Source organism: Bacillus sp. AFS017336, assembly GCF_002555445.1.
Taxonomy (GTDB): Bacteria; Bacillota; Bacilli; order Bacillales; family Bacillaceae_G; genus Gottfriedia.
On sequence record NZ_NUCO01000020.1, the window covers coordinates 244,376 to 260,712 of the forward strand.

Genomic DNA, 16,337 nt, shown 5'->3' on the forward strand with positions numbered 1-16,337 from the left:
CTGAGCTACTGCGGAATAATTTCCGTTGTCCTTAAGACAATATTTAATATATCATGACTCAAATTAAACGTCAATGTAATTTTTCACTTTTTTTATTTTTTTTAGATATTAATTTATCTTAATCAACTTTTAGTGTAAATAATATGTAGTGTGAAGTTTGAAACTCCACTAAATGTTCATCTTCTCCACTAATCTTGCACTCCTGTATTTCTCCCCCTAATTCATTGTCCAGGACAACTTACTATCATTAATAAAACTTCTGCCCGCTCTTAATCTTACTCTTTTCATTCTAATTAAAGTTTAATATTCATTTTCAAAAAAAAGATTATAATATACAAAATAGCCCGAAAGATACATAATAAATTTCGGGAAGTGAAATAACATTTAATAAGAAAGGATGAGTTTATGAATATATTTAAACAATTTTGGTTTAGTTTATACTCTCCAAAAACAATATCAAGATATAGACTCCAAAAAATCGGTAAAACAATCTTTTTTCTATTCCTACTAGCAATTTTATATACTCTTCCTGGGTTCTTTTCATTGGAAAAAAATGTGAAGCTTCAGGTGAACAATGTTTCTGATTTGCTAAAAGAAAATATTCATACAATTTCTTTAAGCAAAGGGACAATAGCCATAAACGACAATACGCCATTCGAACGAAAGATTGGTGAATATAAATATGCTTTTTATCCAAATGAAACAATTATGCCTACCAAATTAAAAAATGAACAGTATGCACTTGTTGTATTAAAAAATAGAATAATCATGAAAAATGATAAAGGCGAGCAAGATTTCCCTTATCCTTCATTAAAGTCAAAAGAAATAAATAAAGCGGGCGTTTCAAAATTTATTAAAAATATAAAAGAAGCTCTTCCAGTCATTTTAATCGCGTTATTTTTCCTATATTATTTTGGTTCATGTATCTTCATATTTTTACTTGCGACAATATTAGCATTTTTAACAACTTTAATTAAGTCGACTAAGCACCTACCGTATAGACAACGCTTTGCAATGGTTTCGTATAGCTTAACATTACCTACTGTTATTTATTTCTTGCTTAGAATATTGGAAATAAATATTCCATTCCAAACTTTAATTTATATTGTAATTGCAGTAGTTATGTATACATTAACAATTAGAAATTTACCATCAAAAAAATAATCAATTTCCGAAGCGGTTTATACGCTTCTTTTTTTATGAGCTTTTTCCTGGCTTCTTTTTTGGAATATTCAGTGTGGACAAGCATATAGTCTACAAAGGAGTGATTATTAATGAAAAGAATAGCTTTTTTATTCGGTGCATTATTACTTGGATATATAATTTTCTTCGACCTTAATGTAGGAACGATCCCTACTCAACATATTGCTACAGTAGCCAAAGCATCTAAATCAGAAACAAAAACATCCTCACTTCCAAAATATGAAAAAATCCAAGTAAAGAATGGAGATACTGTTTTAGGAATTATCGAAGATCTCAATCCTGATTTTAGCCAACCAATTAGCCAAATTACGAAGGATTTTACTGATTTAAATGATGGTCTACTACCTACTAAAATTCAAAGTGGAAAATCATATAAATTCCCAATTTACTCTTCACAAAAGTAAATTTTGTGTTATATTTCTTTAGAACCAGTTGATAAAATGAGTAATCATGAAGAAAATATGATAATGTAGATATATAAAAAATGAAATAAGTTATTTTTGAAGGAGCGAGTTACTCGTGAACGAAATTACACATAGAAGTAAAACACGTGCAGTTAAAGTAGGAAATGTAGTTGTTGGTGGAGCAAATGAGATTTCAATCCAAAGTATGACAACAACAAAAACACACGATGTTGAAGCAACAGTTGCAGAAATTAAACGACTTGAAGAAGCTGGATGTCAGATTGTTCGAGTTGCAGTACCAGATGAAAGAGCAGCTAATGCGATTGCTGATATAAAAAGACAAATTAATATACCACTTGTAGCAGATATACACTTTGATTATAAATTAGCGCTTAAAGCAATTGAAGGCGGCGTAGATAAAATAAGAATTAATCCAGGTAATATTGGACGTAAAGAAAAAGTTGAAGCAGTTGTAAATGCAGCTAAAGCTAAAGGAATTCCAATACGTATCGGTGTTAATGCTGGTTCTTTAGAAAAACGTATTTTAGAGAAATACGGTTACCCAACTGCTGATGGAATGGTTGAAAGTGCATTACATCATATTAAAATTCTTGAAGACTTAGATTTCCATGACATCATCGTTTCAATGAAAGCATCAGATGTAAACCTTGCAATTGAAGCATATGAAAAAGCATCAAAAGCATTCGATTATCCTTTACACTTAGGTATCACTGAATCAGGTACACTATTTGCTGGTACAGTTAAAAGTGCTGCTGGTTTAGGTGCAATCATAAGTAAAGGGATCGGAAACACAATGCGTATCTCTTTAAGTGCAGACCCAGTTGAAGAAATAAAAGTTGCTAGAGAATTACTTAAATCTTTCGGCTTATCTTCAAACGCTGCAACATTGATTTCTTGCCCTACTTGTGGACGAATCGAAATTGACTTAATTAGTATTGCAAACGATATTGAAGAATATATTTCAACACTAAAAGTACCGATTAAAGTTGCCGTACTAGGATGTGCAGTAAACGGACCTGGTGAAGCACGTGAAGCTGATATCGGTATTGCTGGAGCACGCGGTGAAGGATTACTATTCCGTCACGGAGAAATCGTTCGTAAAGTACCTGAAGCAACAATGGTTGAAGAATTAAAACGTGAAATCGACATTATCGCAAAAGAAAAACTTGCTGAACTAGAAGCAGCAAAAGGCTAAAGAGGCATAGAAACAGTCTTCACTAGCTTTTTCTTAATAACGTTGTATACAAAGAGGCCTCCTAAGAGTCGCGTAACTGGCAATTAGGAGGCCTCTTTTTTATAAAGAATAAATTGGTAACGTTGAAGAAAAATCGACGCAGTTGCTAATTTAAGGTATATGTATAATTGCAACTTCGCCTGAAGGCTCGCCAATCGGCGAGTTTACTTTAAAATTGTTGATTAAGTCAGACTAGAATGGGGGTATCTTGTTAGAATTTTACTATTAGAGTGGAATTTATGCTCTCCTTACATAGATATTTAATAGATTTCTTCACTTTTTTAAGCGAATTTTTTTAAAAAAAGTGCAAATTTATTGATTTTCCATTGTGTGCATCGATCTTTGAACAATAAATTAGGTAAAATACCCTAACCGGTATAGGTATTTCCATAACTAATTTGGAGTTCAACATAGTTTAATTGCAGTTTTACTGATATTATTTGCGGTTTTGCTAATTTTATTTGCAGTTTCGCTAATTTTATTTGCGGTTTTGTTAATTTTAATTGCAGTTATACTGATTTTATTTGCAGTTCTTCCTTTAATTGCACTTTTCACAGTTTTATTTGCACGTTCAACCTTTTTATTTGCAGATTTTCTATTTTTAATTGCAGTGCCCCCTTTATTTGCAGCGATTCTTTTTTGCACTGTTCACAGTTTTATTTGCAGTTATTCTTCATTTCAACTACTCTCCTCTAAATACTTAGTAGGATGCCCTTCTCAAACATTTGGGACACCCTACTGTTTACACTCACCTACTAGATCGAATAATCCTGAGGGATAAATACCTTTAATTCATTAGGGCGTACAAATACTCGTTCTCCAAGTTGAATATTTAGATCATAAAATAATTCGTTCATTAATTCGATTTCGACATAATCATTTGTGTCTTCTCGAAGGACTTCGACGTACACAATTGGCCCCACTGCATGAATATGAGTAATGATTGCACTTATGGATGTTTGATCTGTTTCAATTTTTTCGATTGATATTTGATGAGGTCGGACATAACCTGTAACTTCTTTATGATCTCGTTCAACTTGCTCTTGTAATGGTATTTCTAGACCACCGCTTATTAAATTTCCTTTATTGATCCGTCCATGAAATAAGTTTACTTTTCCAAGAAAATCATAAACAAACGGACTTGCAGGTGTATGATAAACTTCTTCTGGAGTACCGATTTGCTCAATTGTTCCACCATTCATAATGACCACTCGGTCGGCAACTTCAAGCGCTTCTTCTTGATCATGTGTTACAAATATGCTTGTAACATTAATTTCGTCATGAAGCTTACGTAACCATCTTCTTAAATCCTTTCTTACTTTTGCATCTAGTGCTCCAAATGGTTCATCTAATAATAATACGCTCGGTTCAACAGCCAAAGCTCTAGCTAATGCGACACGTTGTCTTTGTCCACCAGATAATTGCGAAGGAAATCGATTGGCAAAGCTTTCTAATTTTACTAAATTTAATAGCTCCATTACTTTCTCTTTAATTTTTCGCTTAGTTGGACGTGTAGCTCTTGGTCTTACATTTAATCCAAATGCAATATTATCAAAAACGGTCATATGCTGAAATAAAGCATAGTGCTGGAAAACAAACCCTACATTCCTTTCCTTTACTTGTAAATTTGCTACATCCTGTTCCTCAAAGAATATTTCCCCACCATCTGGATTCTCTAAGCCAGCAATTATTCGTAGTAATGTTGTTTTACCAGAACCAGACGGGCCTAAAAGTGCTACTAATTCTCCTTTTTTTATATTTAGATCAATCCCTTTTAAAGCAGACTCATTTTCATAGCTCTTTAATACATTAGAAACTTTAATTGACATACGATCCTCTCCTATTGTTTCTCTACCTTCTGAACTTTCCATTCAATAATATTTTTAATCACTAATGTCAGAATCGCAAAAATAGACATAAGTGAAGCTACTGTATACGCTTGTGGAAATTGGTACTCGTTATATAAATTTTCTATATGAAGTGGCATCGTAATTGTCTCTCCGCGAATATGTCCAGAAACTACTGATACAGCTCCAAATTCTCCAACCGCTCTTGCATTACATAATATAATGCCATATAAAAGTCCCCATTTAATTTTTGGTAGTGTCACCTTCCAAAAAATATGCCAACCGTTAGCACCTAAAGTTAACGCGGCCTCTTCTTCTGCACTTCCTGTAGCCTGCATAACTGCAATTAATTCTTTCGCAACAAACGGAAGAGTTACAAAGATTGTTGCTAAAACAATTCCCGGGGTTGAAAAAATGACTTTTAAATTGTGCTCTTTTAACCAGCCACCAAATACCCCATTATTCGGACTAAATAAAAGTACAAATAAAAAACCCGTAACAACTGGAGACACAGCAAAAGGTAATTCAATTAAAGTTACCAATAAATTTTTCCCTTTAAAATTAAATTTCGTTGTAGCCCAAGCAATTGAAACTCCAAATATTGCATTAAGTGGTAAGGTAATGATCGTTACAATAAAAGTTAATTTAATTGCAGCTAAAGTTTCATCATTTACGATTGTTTCTTTATAAACTCCGAAGCCATCTTGCAATGCTTTTATAAAAATTGAAACTAAAGGAAGAAATAAAAATAGCGCTAAAAATAAAATAACGATACTAGTTAAGATGATTTGAAACGATTTCCCCTTTAATTTAATTCCTTTTTTTGTATGACTATTTAAAGTTAATTTTCTCTCAATATTTAACTCTCTTTCCATTCTAACTCTTACCCCCTTGAACAAATGCCCGATTAGAGTATCGTTGAAAAATACTAATCAATAATAATAGAAGGAAAGAAATAACTAATAATACAACTGCTAGTGCAGTTGCCCCTGCGTAATCATATTGCTCTAATTTTGTCATGATCAATAAAGGTGTTATTTCCGTTTTCATAGGCATATTTCCCGAAATAAATACAACAGACCCATATTCCCCTAAAGACCTCGCAAAAGCTAATGAAAAACCAGTTAACAAGGCTGGTAAAATTCCTGGGAATATGATCTTCCAGAAAATTTGTAAACGGTTTGCACCTAAACTTGCAGCTGCTTCCTCAACATCTTTATGGAAATTCTCTAGCACAGGTTGCACCATCCTTACTACAAATGGTAATCCAATAAAAGTAAGAGCAATAATAATACCTAAAGGTGTATAAGCTATTTTGAAAGAAAATAGTCTTCCAATCCAACCACTTGGAGAATACAACGTAGTTAATGTAATACCGGCTACTGCAGTCGGTAATGCAAATGGTAAATCAATGAAAGCATCGACTATTCTCTTCCCTGGAAAACGATATCGTACGAGTACCCAGGCTACTAATAAACCAAAGACAGCGTTTAAGATCGCAGCAATAAAGGCTGTTCCAAAACTAACTTTATATGACATTAGTACTCTAGGATCGGTTACAATTTTTAAAAATTTAGCCCATCCTATATCAAAAGAGTGTAGAAATAACATCGATATTGGTAAAAAAATGAAAAAACTTATATACAATATTGAAAATCCAAATGTTAAACCAAACCCAGGTAAGATTCTCTTTCTTGTCTTTAGCAAATTTATGTCAACTCCTTAAATGAAAATCAAATAAAGAAGACTTGGACATAGCTCTTTAGATGAGCCTCGGTGCATCCATGTCCTCTTTATTTTTTAAGTTATCGTTACTCAATTAATCGTTTATTGATAAATTTGGTCAAATATTCCACCATCATTAAAATGCTTCGCTTGCGCCTTACTCCAGCCTCCAAAATCTTTATCGATTGTCAACATTGGTAAACTAGGATATTGTTTACTATATTTAGCAAGTATTTCTTGATCTCTAGGACGATAGTAATTTTCTGCAATGATTTTTTGACCTTCTTTACTATATAGATAAGATAGATAGGCTTTCGCTACTATTTCAGTTTTCTTTGCCTTTACATTTTTATCTACGACTGCAACAGGTGGCTCAGCAAGGATACTAATAGATGGATAAACAATTTTATATTTCCCTTCGCCTAATTCCTTAACAGATAGAAGAGCTTCATTTTCCCATGCAATTAGTACGTCCCCAATCCCTTTTTCAACAAATGTAGTTGTTGAGCCACGCGCGCCAGTATCTAAAACAGGTACATTCTTATATAATTTTTTCATAAATGCTTTTATTTCTTTCTCATCACCATTATATTTTTTATCTGCATAACCCCAAGCAGCTAGGTAATTCCATCTTGCACCACCAGAAGTTTTAGGGTTTGGCGTAATTACTTGAACCCCTTTCTTAGTTAGATCATCCCAATCCTTAATATTTTTTGGATTGCCTTTCCTTACTAAGAAAACAATAGTTGAAGTATATGGTGTTGAATTATAATCAAATTCTTTTTGCCAATTAGGTGATAATAGTTGTGCCTTTTCGTTGATTGAATCAATATCATAACCTAGAGCAAGTGTAACAACATCAGCATCTAAACCATCAATTACTGCCCTAGCTTGCTTTCCCGAACCTCCATGAGACTGTTTAATTGTCACTGTTTGATGATGCTCTTTTTCCCAATATTTACTAAACGCTTTATTATAGTTTTCATATAATTCACGGGTCGGATCATATGAAACATTTAGTAATTCTACTTTTTTATTTGTCGCATTTCCATTCGTTACCTCACTGCTATCGTCTTTTAAAGTCGAATATAAGATTCCAGAAACAGCCAAAACTGCAACAACCGAGCCAATAATCCAAGTTTTTGCCCCCACTATATTCCGCCCCCTCAAATATCAATTCTCCGATTTTATTTGTACCCATCTCGATCATTCAACACATTAAAATCTCCCCTTTAAGGCACAAATGCAAAAAGACCCTTAACTAAAGAAACTAGTTAAGGGCCTTTGGTCTTCCAATCAGCCAATTTGATTTTTTATATAAGCTTAATAATAAACACACTATTCCTATGTGTCAACTATGAATTTGGAAAATTTATAATTATTTTTCATTATATTTACTATTTATACAAGCCTCATTGTATACTCATTATATTTACTATTGAAATTACATTTTATATGGAGGATCTCATGCTGTTAGAAACATATTTTAAACACATCGGGTTAAGGCAACCAGATACAATTTCATATTCCTCTTTAAAAGAAATTCATCGTCATCACTTACTTTCCATACCTTTTGAAAATATCGATATTATTTCTCAAATACCACTAACCATGAACCCAACTCTTGTAATGAAAAAGATTTCATCAGGTAAACGTGGTGGAATTTGTTTTGAAACAAATTCATTATTATTTTCTGTCCTACAAGAACTAGGTTTTAATGTCTCTTTTATTTCTACTCAATTTTGGAACCAAGAAAAACATCAATGGAATCCAGTGTTCTCCCATTTATCTATATTAGTTAAAATTAATGGACAAAATTATCTTGCCGACGTAGGAATTGGCGGTGGTTTTTTAGAACCTCTCCTCCTACAGGATCAATACGAATACTCTGATTCAAATGGATCCTATCGTATAAAAGAACAAGACAATTCCGGCTTCATCCTTCAAAAATTCAATGAATCTTGGAAGGATTTATTATTCATTTCAACCATACCGAAACAGCTATATCAATTTGAAAAACAATTTAACTACTTCCAAACTAGTAACGAAACAATCTTTACCCAATATAAAATTGTCAATTTACTAACAAAAGAAGGAAGAATCTCGTTATCGGATCATCAGCTAAAGGTAACTAAAAATCGCAGAATCTTTATAACAGAAATAAAAAATGAGGATGAATGGCAATCAATTTTTAACCAACTATTTAATCCAAAAGCTGAAATAAAGGGCTAAGAGATTGGACAAAGTCACAAAAATCTCTTTTTGGCCCCTCTTCTTCGTAAAATACTAATAAACGAAACAATAATGGAACAAATTAATTGTAAACAAAGTAAAGGGGATCAATCATTTGAAAAACAGCGAAAAACCAAATAGCATAATAAGAGAAAGACGTGAAGATGAAGTAAATAATGTTAATGAGAGTCAAAAAAATAAACAGCCTCTTCCTCAAGCAAAGGATATTGAAGAAATAGAATACTAATCGCTTAAATATAAAAAACTACACCTCCAATTGTTAGTTATGTCTAACAATTGGGGTGCAGTTCAATCTTGTGGATTTTTTGCTAAGATGTAAAATTTTGTTCAAAATATAAACTGGGATAATTACATTTTTGACACTAGATTAACTGGATTTTACAATATATCGCCGAGATTCAATGATTTTCAACGAAGTTCTGTGTTTTATCAACGAAGTTCAATGTTTTATCAACGAAGTTCAATGTTTTATCAACGAAGTTCACAACTTTATCAATATTGTTCACATTATGTTCGTATCGGTGGTAATGTCACATCCATTGCTTACCCTACATTTTACTTACCATATGGATTACTTCTTCTACTATAAAAGGTACTTCTTCAAATGCATTTCTCATATGCAGTCGCTCAGTTAGCTTATGGGCATCCTTTCCGAATGGCCCAATATTTAATACAGGGGCATTTAATTTTCCCATTAAATCAAATGGTAATGTATAGCAATCCCCCCATACTGGTGTGTTTTGCTCAAATGCTGTCCATCCGTTAGATGAGTCACTGTAATTAACATAACTTAAATCACAAATTCCATTAAAATAGTGAATTCTTTTTACTGGCAAATTAAACTGATTAATAGCTAGTTCAGAAGAATACTTAATACATTGTTCGACTAATTCATTTCCAGTGGAATTAATAGCTGGATAATATGGTGGTGCAAACAAAATGATAATCGCTGGTGCAAGCTCCTGACATTCAATCATTAAATGATCAGCAATTCTAAAAGATTTTTCACGATCATCCCACTCATTATGAGCATTAATTTCCTTTTTAAGTTCCATAATATAGTTCTGTCCTAGTTTCTCAGAAGCATAGTTATGCAACTCCCTATACTGCAGAACCTTTACTTTTCCAATTGGATTCACATGATGTTTATTACACATATTTTCATATTCAAGATTACATTCATCAGCAGCTTGCTGTGCTATTTTTTCGAATAGATTAAAAACTTCAGAAGCATTTCTTTTCATTAAAAATACATTATACAACGCGTTTGAGCGAAACGGTGTTTGAGTGGAATACTCTAACCTCAAGTCCTTTTGTTGTAACGTAACTGGTAAAGGCGTAGTTTCATCAAAATCAGTCTCTTGAAATTCGTCATTCCACTCCATTTTTCTTGTTAAAAATGAAGAGATATATGGAGATGTTATACCACTTAACGGTTCTCCCGCATGGGTTTCTTTTCCATAAAATAGTGCTGCTGGCATGATTTTACCGATTGTACCAGAGTATGTGTAATACTTTGGATCGCCTGGCTCCTGTGTAAACACTGGCTCCCCGTTCAAGAACAATTTGTAATTTAAATCATATTCCTCTTTAAGATTTACAAGTGTTGAAACCGCATCACGCATGCCATCCGAATTAACCTCTTCATCAGGAACCGTTAATAACAGAAGATTGATCGGCCATTTCTCAATACTTGCCTTCTCAATAATACTCATATGCATCGCAAGTCCCATTTTCATATCCATTGTGCCTCGACCAAATAAATACTCACCGGATTTTAAATCATTCTGAACTTCTATAGATAACTCGCTAAGACGTTCATAGAAAGCTTTTGTTAACTCCTCAGTTGTAGTAGATAAAGTTTCTAACTCCCCATACTCTTCTGTGTTTACCGTATCAAAATGACTTATAAGACAAATTGTATCTTTTACTTCTGGATGTTTATATAATGCCGTTAAAAATTTCCGACCTTTATTTGAATTATGTAACCTTAATTGATCTGATGAATCCATGAAATATTGTAAGTCAGATAATTTTTTATATAAATTAATCGGAAATTGACGTTCTCCCTCTGTTAGGCTAATACTCTTCCAACTAACTAACTCTGATAATAATGATTTTAAGCTTTCAGGTGTATTCCATCGCATTTTATCCATAATATCCCCCATATACAAATGTGTAGTTATGCTCCTTTTTTCATAATTCTAGTAATATCTCACCAATTCTAGAAAAGTCACTTAATACCTTTTTTAAATGAACTGATCTGCTTAAAAATAAAAAACCATCTATAATTAGATGGTTCAGAGTGTTAAAAATTAGTTTGTCAATTAGTGTCCAACATTACCTAGGTTAAGTAAAGTTTGGTGTAGTGACTTTCCACTATAGCCTGTTAAAATAGGCTGTTTTTATATTTACTTACTCATGAACCTGGTATGAGTTACATAATTTCAGCTTCTTGCTCTTTGTTTAACTCATGACCCTCTTATGAGTTAATTAATTTCGGGTTTCCTCTCTTTTTTTAACTCATGAGCCCTTTATGAGTTAATTAATTTCGTATTTCCTCTCTTTTTTTAACTCATGAACCCTTTATGAGTTAATTAATTCCGTGTTTCCTCTCTTTTTTTAACTCATGAACCCTTTATGAGTTAATTAATTTCATATGCCCTCTCTTTTTTTAACTCATGAACCATTTTATAATCATGAATTAACAGCTACATACTTATTTTCTTACTCATATCCTTTATTGAGTAGGTAATTTACATATTCACGGTATATTAAGATCACGTGAACCCTTCAAGAGTATCTTCATTTTATTTGTTCAATATTGACTAGGTCTTATTTCAATGTCTGGACCAACTTTATTTAGATGGTCAGAGTGTAAAAAAAATGGTGGTCCAGACTGATGCAAATACTTGTCAACAATCTGAACCATCAATTATTAGATAGAATACTTAACTCTCCTATCTGAACTATTTAAAATCGCGTTCCGCTCATATTCCATACAATAAATGTGCACATAAAGATTAAGCCAAATATGAGCATCAAAATAAAACCAGATAATTTTGCTAGCCCTTTTTCTTCTTTAACAATGGCTATTACACCAGTAATTAAGCTTGCAAAAAGACAAATATAATAGATATAAAATGAGATAATATTTATTGAATTAATTGTTTCGATCTTAAAAGCAAAAATTGAACTAATTAAACTACCTAATACAAAAAAATATGCCAATTTCCCAATCTTTTGACTAAACTTTATTACTCCGCTTGTAATGACTCCAAAACAACTAATTAGAGAAAGCCAACAAATGCCTTCTAGTATTCTTCTACTTAAGATTGGCAATGGCTTAGCTAAGTGGCCCATATACGATAATAAAATCACACATAATAATAGGAAGGCATTTCTTCTATATATTTTGAGCTCCTGCAAACTATCCAGCCTCCTAGGCTATAAGTTTAATAAAACATCTTGCCCTAATGCATACTATTCAACAGTTGAGGAATTTTCCCTTTAATTAATAGTTAAATTAAAATCGCAAAAAGAACAAAAGTTCTCTTTTTATGTCGAAAAAATTAAAATAAATCTCTATTGCAAACATACGTTCTTTATTTTATAATTTATTCATGGATAGATTAATATAATAGGTTAAGAAAATTATGTTATTCTTTCATTTAAATATCTCAAATAGATTATAGGAGTGAAGTGGACATGTCATTAGAATTAATCCCTTATTTAATCATGGACGGAAACGCTAGTGAAGCAATTAATTTTTATGAAAAAGCTCTTGATGCAAAGGTACTTTTTAGTCAAACTTACGGAGATGTTCCAGGAGACACAGACGGAAAAATTCCAGCAGATGCTAAAGAATTAATCATGCATGCAACAATCCAAATTGGCAAATCAGTATTAATGCTTTCAGATACATATCCTGGTTATCCATTCCAAAGCGGGAATCAAGTTACTATTTGTATATCTACAAATGATATTGAAATTTCAAAACGATTTTTTGAAGGCCTTTCAGTTGGCGGTCAAGTAGAGTTACCTCTACAAGATACAGGTTTTAGCCCGTGCTACGGTAAAGTTGTAGACAAATTTGGTGTATTATTCCAAGTATTTACCCACCCTGCTGGGGAGTAATAATTGAATTTCTTGATTACTAAACTATTCAAGAATAATTTGACTAGATTAATTTAACATAGGACTTGTTTCCTAATTTCTTAATTGAGATTCATACAGGATTAATTGAAAAAAAAACGACTCGATCAAATATGACAGAGTCGTTTTTAAACTATTATATTCTTCTTTGAATCGACCTTACGACGTTCGTGACTAATTTTCTTGGCATGAAACGAACAGATGTCGCAAGTATTTTATTAGTTACTCCTGGAATTACAATTGTCTTTTCATCATTAAATCCCTTATATGCTACTCTTGCAACATCTTTTACATTCCCTACTCCACTTTGGAATAATTTTGATTCATGCATGTTAGCACGATCTCCAAAATTTGTTTCAGTTGCTCCTGGGCAAACAGCCGTTATCTTTACATTTGTTCCTTTTAATTCATTCGAAAGTGCTTCGGAAAAAGAAAGCACATAAGACTTTGTTGCATAATAAACTGCCATTAATGGTCCAGGTTGAAATGCGGCTGTAGATGCTATATTCATCACTCCACCTTTATTTCGCTCAACCATGCCTTTTAAAAATAATTTTGTAAGATGTGTTACTGTACGTATATTTAAATCAATCATATTTAATTCTTCATCTAAACTTGTATTTACGAACTCTCCAAACAATCCGAACCCCGCATTATTCACTAAATAATCGATTTGAATTTTTTCTTCAATTAATTCTTTCTGTAGTGAAGTAATCTCATTTTCTTTTGATAAATCTTTTGAAAATAGATGAATCTTACTATTCGAATAAGATTCAATTTCACTTTTTACCTTCAGTAAATTTTCATACGATCTCGCTACTAAAACTAAATTATATCCATCTTTTGCAAATAGAAAAGCTAGTTCTTTTCCAATACCTCCAGATGCACCTGTAATTAAAACTGTCTCATTTGATTTCATCATTTTCTCCTATTTAAAACTATTAATTTTTTATATGATTATACGTTTAAACATTTAAACATATATGATGAACCTTACTATACCTTATAAACGAAAAAAAGACAATAATGTTTATTGTCTACTTTAGATTTTTATAGTTTTCGTTTATTTTATCAATTTTTGCCTCAAGTCTTTTCATTTGTAGCTTATGATTCCTAATAAATCGAAAAATAAATACACAAAAAATAATAATAGCAATCGGTATTAAAATGACAATCAACTGATATATTAGATCTCCAATAGGCATATTTTCTCTCCTCTACTTTTCATAAGAATCAAAATAAATACCACTTCTCATTAAAGTATAAAGCAAATTGGGAATTTATGTAATCCTTTAAAAACAAATACTTTAGTTTCTCGTTCATTAAAAATAAAAAGAGAGTACCTTCGTACTCTCTTCAATGTGCACACTATGTTCTTATTTTCAGACCTATTAACTTTAACTACAATCTGGACAAAGACCGTAAATTTCAAATTTATGGCTTTGTACTGTATAGCCAGGTAAATCAACAGATAAATTGTCCATAGGGCATCTATATATACTTTTTGTATTTCCACAATCTAAGCAAATAAAATGATGGTGATGTTCTGATGAAGAACATTTTGAACGAAATCGTTTTTCTCCATCTAGTTCTGTCACTTCAACTACATCCACTTCGATAAATGTGGATAAATTACGATAAATGGTATCGAAGCTAAGCCCTTTGTATTTATCTTTAAGTGCTTGTTGAATATCTCTTGCAGTTACATATTTATTTTGCCTAAAAATATATTCAAGCATATCATATCGTTTAGGCGTGTTTTTAAATCCTCTTTCTTTTAATAGCTTTGATGCATCTGCTAATTTCATTTAATCACTACCTTTGACTTGTTCTTAATTTCTTCCAGCCTAAAGTTAAAATAAGAATAAGGATTTGCAGGATTACAATCGTACCACCAGGCGCTAGGTTTAAATTATAAGAAAGTAAAATACCTGCAACAACTGAAAACTCTCCGAACATAATTGAAAAGAAAATAGTTTGTTTAAATCCTTTTGAAATTCGAATGCTTGATGCTACCGGTAACGTCATTAGAGAAGAGACTAATAGTACTCCTACAACCCTCATTGAAATGGATACTACTAAAGCGACTAATAAGATAAATAAATAATGGATCCACTTTGCATTTATACCAGAAGCAACTGCATATTCCTCATCGAATGATAAAAGGAATAATTCTTTGTAAAGTACTATGATAGATATTACTACAAATACAGCAATAATTATGACAGTTATTAAATCTTGACCAGAAACAGCACTGACACTTCCAAATAAATAACTAAAAAGATCCGTATTAAATCCATTTGCTAATGAAATTAAAATAACGCCTAATCCCATTCCACCTGAAAGAATAATTGGAATTGCTAACTCTTGATAATGTTTATATACACTTCTTAGTTTTTCGATTAAAAATGCTCCTGCAACTGAAAATGTCATCCCCATAAATAAAGGACTAATAAAACCTGAAGTAAAGAAATACTTTTCAAGTAATAGGCTTGCTGCAACGCCTGATAATGTGACGTGACTTAAAGCATCAGAAATTAATGATAATCTTCTAAAGACAACGAATACACCTAATAATGGGGCCATTACGCCAATAATCATACCTGTGATTAGCGTATTTCTTAAAAAATCATAATGAAAAAAATCCATCATGCTTGATCACCCCCATCTTCATGATTATGAGACAATACATGTACAGAGTGACCGTATAAAAGTGATAAATCATTCTCTGTGGCATCTTTAAATTTCTCTCGGCTACCATGGAAATGAAGTCTCTTATTTAAACATGCAACATGTGATACTTTATCAGTAATAATGCCTATATCATGAGAAACTAATAATAACGTAATACCAAGTTTCGTATTTAAATCACTTAGTAATTGGTAAAAGCTTTCTACATTTTCAGCATCTACACCTACTGTTGGTTCGTCTAATATTAATAATTCCGGATCACTAACAAGTGCTCGAGCTATAAAAACACGCTGTTGCTGGCCACCTGATAGTTCACCAATATTACGGTTCGCAAACTCATACATTCCAACTGATTTTAATGCTTCGGCAACTTTTTGCTTATCAGATTTTTTAAATCCATTAAATAATCCAATTTTTGAAACAAGACCTAGAGATACTACCTCAAAAACTGAAGCTGGAAAGCCTGAATTAAAACTGTTTGCTTTTTGCGAAACATATCCAATCTTATCCCAATTTTTCATCTTTCTAATATCTGTGCCGAATAATTCAATTTTTCCTTCATCCGGTTGTTGAATACCTAATATACATTTTAGTAGAGTTGATTTACCGCTGCCGTTCGGACCAACTAATCCTAAAAAGTCCCCTTTTTTCACAAGAAGATTTATGTCTTTTAATACCTTTTGGCGTTCATAACTGTAAGACAAATCTTCAATTTTTATAATATCTTGACTCATTTATTTTAACACCTTCATCTATTTAGGAATAATTACGTTTTATCTCAAGTTCTTAGTATAAGAGAATACT

Annotated in this window: 18 protein-coding genes; 6 read left to right on the top strand and 12 right to left on the bottom strand. The window is 32.1% G+C overall.

Annotated features, from left to right (window positions below):
* The first annotated feature begins 405 nt into the window (after positions 1-405).
* From CN601_RS11355 to ispG, 3 genes are all read left to right on the top strand, one after another.
* The gene (locus CN601_RS11355; protein ID WP_098120016.1) at positions 406-1,164 is read left to right on the top strand and encodes a DUF1189 domain-containing protein; all 759 of its coding nucleotides are present in this window, start codon (positions 406-408) and stop codon (positions 1,162-1,164) included.
* Positions 1,165-1,274: 110 nt separating this feature from the next.
* A complete protein-coding gene (locus CN601_RS11360; protein WP_098120015.1) occupies positions 1,275-1,607 on the top strand; it encodes a hypothetical protein in 333 nt (110 codons plus the stop codon).
* Between the two features lie 115 nt (positions 1,608-1,722).
* Positions 1,723-2,823, top strand: coding sequence for a flavodoxin-dependent (E)-4-hydroxy-3-methylbut-2-enyl-diphosphate synthase (gene ispG / locus CN601_RS11365; protein ID WP_098120014.1), 1,101 nt, complete (start codon positions 1,723-1,725; stop codon positions 2,821-2,823).
* Between the two features lie 444 nt (positions 2,824-3,267).
* Here ispG and CN601_RS11370 read toward each other — a convergent pair whose 3' ends face one another.
* The 5 genes from CN601_RS11370 to CN601_RS11390 form a co-directional block, all read right to left on the bottom strand.
* Positions 3,268-3,507 (bottom strand): hypothetical protein, encoded by a 240-nt coding sequence (locus CN601_RS11370; protein ID WP_098171091.1) that lies wholly within the window; start codon positions 3,505-3,507, stop codon positions 3,268-3,270.
* A 110-nt stretch (positions 3,508-3,617) separates the two neighbouring features.
* On the bottom strand, positions 3,618-4,691 hold the full coding sequence (locus CN601_RS11375) for a sulfate/molybdate ABC transporter ATP-binding protein (protein WP_098120012.1): 1,074 nt from the start codon (positions 4,689-4,691) through the stop codon (positions 3,618-3,620).
* Positions 4,692-4,702: 11 nt separating this feature from the next.
* Positions 4,703-5,584, bottom strand: a complete 882-nt coding sequence (gene cysW / locus CN601_RS11380; RefSeq protein WP_098171092.1) for a sulfate ABC transporter permease subunit CysW — start codon at positions 5,582-5,584, stop codon at positions 4,703-4,705.
* A 1-nt stretch (position 5,585) separates the two neighbouring features.
* Complete coding sequence (gene cysT, locus CN601_RS11385) at positions 5,586-6,416, bottom strand: sulfate ABC transporter permease subunit CysT (protein WP_373604973.1); 831 nt, start codon at positions 6,414-6,416, stop codon at positions 5,586-5,588.
* Between the two features lie 120 nt (positions 6,417-6,536).
* Positions 6,537-7,589 (bottom strand): sulfate ABC transporter substrate-binding protein, encoded by a 1,053-nt coding sequence (locus CN601_RS11390; protein ID WP_098171153.1) that lies wholly within the window; start codon positions 7,587-7,589, stop codon positions 6,537-6,539.
* Between the two features lie 312 nt (positions 7,590-7,901).
* Here CN601_RS11390 and CN601_RS11395 point away from each other — a divergent pair, with 312 nt between their 5' ends.
* Complete coding sequence (locus CN601_RS11395) at positions 7,902-8,666, top strand: arylamine N-acetyltransferase family protein (protein WP_179865526.1); 765 nt, start codon at positions 7,902-7,904, stop codon at positions 8,664-8,666.
* A 115-nt stretch (positions 8,667-8,781) separates the two neighbouring features.
* Entirely contained in the window at positions 8,782-8,913 is a 132-nt protein-coding gene (locus CN601_RS27505) for a hypothetical protein (protein ID WP_257131679.1), read from the top strand.
* A gap of 322 nt (positions 8,914-9,235) precedes the next feature.
* Here CN601_RS27505 and CN601_RS11400 read toward each other — a convergent pair whose 3' ends face one another.
* Together CN601_RS11400 and CN601_RS11405 are read right to left on the bottom strand one after the other, a co-directional pair.
* Entirely contained in the window at positions 9,236-10,843 is a 1,608-nt protein-coding gene (locus tag CN601_RS11400) for a M20/M25/M40 family metallo-hydrolase (protein WP_098171095.1), read from the bottom strand.
* Positions 10,844-11,660: 817 nt separating this feature from the next.
* The gene (locus tag CN601_RS11405) at positions 11,661-12,116 is read right to left on the bottom strand and encodes a hypothetical protein (protein WP_098171096.1); all 456 of its coding nucleotides are present in this window, start codon (positions 12,114-12,116) and stop codon (positions 11,661-11,663) included.
* Positions 12,117-12,395: 279 nt separating this feature from the next.
* Between CN601_RS11405 and CN601_RS11410 the strand changes: the two genes are divergently transcribed.
* Positions 12,396-12,824 carry a VOC family protein gene (locus CN601_RS11410; protein WP_098120007.1) on the top strand — a complete coding sequence of 143 codons (429 nt, stop codon included), beginning with the start codon at positions 12,396-12,398 and terminating at the stop codon, positions 12,822-12,824.
* A gap of 154 nt (positions 12,825-12,978) precedes the next feature.
* Here CN601_RS11410 and CN601_RS11415 read toward each other — a convergent pair whose 3' ends face one another.
* From CN601_RS11415 to CN601_RS11430, 5 genes are all read right to left on the bottom strand, one after another.
* Positions 12,979-13,761, bottom strand: a complete 783-nt coding sequence (locus CN601_RS11415; protein WP_179865527.1) for an SDR family NAD(P)-dependent oxidoreductase — start codon at positions 13,759-13,761, stop codon at positions 12,979-12,981.
* Positions 13,762-13,879: 118 nt separating this feature from the next.
* Positions 13,880-14,047, bottom strand: coding sequence for a DUF4083 family protein (locus CN601_RS26525; protein ID WP_142317334.1), 168 nt, complete (start codon positions 14,045-14,047; stop codon positions 13,880-13,882).
* Positions 14,048-14,239: 192 nt separating this feature from the next.
* Entirely contained in the window at positions 14,240-14,650 is a 411-nt protein-coding gene (locus tag CN601_RS11420; protein WP_098120005.1) for a Fur family transcriptional regulator, read from the bottom strand.
* Between the two features lie 7 nt (positions 14,651-14,657).
* Positions 14,658-15,494 carry a metal ABC transporter permease gene (locus tag CN601_RS11425; RefSeq protein WP_098120004.1) on the bottom strand — a complete coding sequence of 279 codons (837 nt, stop codon included), beginning with the start codon at positions 15,492-15,494 and terminating at the stop codon, positions 14,658-14,660.
* Complete coding sequence (locus CN601_RS11430; protein ID WP_098120003.1) at positions 15,491-16,267, bottom strand: metal ABC transporter ATP-binding protein; 777 nt, start codon at positions 16,265-16,267, stop codon at positions 15,491-15,493. Before CN601_RS11430 ends, CN601_RS11425 begins: the two co-directional genes overlap by 4 nt.
* Between the last annotated feature and the right edge of the window lie 70 nt (positions 16,268-16,337).